This window comes from Pseudomonas sp. HMSC065H01, from assembly GCF_001815235.1.
GTDB classification, from domain to species: domain Bacteria; phylum Pseudomonadota; class Gammaproteobacteria; order Pseudomonadales; family Pseudomonadaceae; genus Pseudomonas; species Pseudomonas aeruginosa.
Genome location: NZ_KV819846.1, coordinates 1 through 740 on the forward strand (window position 1 = coordinate 1; position 740 = coordinate 740).

The window sequence follows — 740 nt, forward strand, 5'->3', positions numbered from 1 at the left end:
ATCTCCTCGCCCTTGGGCCCGACCACCACCGCAGTCTGCGGGCCACGGACGATCGGCAGCGGAGTGGTCGGCAAGGGGCGGTAGGCCTGGCCGGCATCGATGCAGTCCAGCTCGCTCTCGAACTGCGCGCCGACCCCGCCGCCGCCGGTCTCGTAGAGTTCCTGGACCACCCGGTACTCGGCGCCGACCACCAGGTACTCGCGGTTCTGGTCCTCGCGCGGGTAGCCGCTGAGCTTGAACAGGTGGCCCGAACCCAGGCCGCGGGCGCGGCCGCGCAGGCGCACCCGTTCGTAGCGCGCCTGCAAGGCTTCGATGCGGGTCCGCGCGTACTGCTCGCCGTCCTGGCTCTGCACGTATTCGCCGGGATAGTCGTACAGCGGGTAGTCGGCCGCCGCGTGCGGCCGGGCGATGTTCGAACGCACCTCCAGGCGCGCGCCGGGACGCTGGAAGTCGTAGTCGTTGAGGCTCAGTGAGCCGGACTGCACCTCGCGCGCCATGTGCCAGTCGTAGAAATGGTCGCGCTCGCGCTGTTCCAGGGTCGGCGGGTAGTAGGGCACGCTGGCGTAGTTCGGCGGGCTCTGGTGCGCGCCGTAGGCGTCGGAGAGCACCAGGATGTGGCGGCTCTGCTCGTGGCGGAACCAGTAGTAGATGCCTTCCTGCTCCATCAGCCGGCTGACGAAGTCGAAACTGGTCTCGCGGTACTGCACGCAGTATTCCCACTCGCGGTAGGAGCGGCTCAG

At 68.9% G+C, this 740-nt stretch carries 1 pseudogene; it reads right to left on the minus strand.

Annotation, left to right across the window (positions count from 1 at the left end):
• Positions 1 to 740, minus strand: a pseudogene (vgrG1b, locus tag HMPREF3014_RS04810) (type VI secretion system spike protein VgrG1b); the annotation flags it as partial.